Annotated in this window: 2 tRNA genes; both read right to left on the bottom strand. The window is 49.4% G+C overall.

Annotation, left to right across the window (positions count from 1 at the left end):
* Positions 1-112: 112 nt before the first annotated feature.
* Positions 113-185: transfer RNA gene (locus KNQ06_RS16915), tRNA-Ala, on the bottom strand.
* A gap of 22 nt (positions 186-207) precedes the next feature.
* Positions 208-284 (bottom strand) — tRNA-Ile (locus KNQ06_RS16910).
* Between the last annotated feature and the right edge of the window lie 113 nt (positions 285-397).

Genomic DNA, 397 nt, shown 5'->3' with positions numbered 1-397 from the left:
TTGGTATTCTAAGAACACACGTCTTAAATGACATGGTTAATTAAAAGTTTGATGTCTTGTTGATGTCTTCAGTTTTCAAGGTGCGAGTGCCTTATCCAAAGGACAAGACAAATGGAGCCTAGCGGGATCGAACCGCTGACCTCCTGCGTGCAAGGCAGGCGCTCTCCCAGCTGAGCTAAGGCCCCAGGATTGAAATTATAATGGAAATGGTGGGCCTAAGTGGACTCGAACCACCGACCTCACGCTTATCAGGCGTGCGCTCTAACCGGCTGAGCTATAGGCCCATTCCATGACTAGAGAGAATTAGACTCTCAAAACTGAACGATGGGCATGTCCCGTAAGGGACGTTTTCCTTAGAAAGGAGGTGATCCAGCCGCACCTTCCGATACGGCTACCT

The organism is Exiguobacterium sp. s91 (assembly GCF_018618915.1).
Taxonomy (GTDB): Bacteria; Bacillota; Bacilli; order Exiguobacteriales; family Exiguobacteriaceae; genus Exiguobacterium_A; species Exiguobacterium_A abrahamii.
Note: the sequence above shows the minus strand (reverse complement) of the source record. Positions and strands in the feature narration are given on the sequence as shown.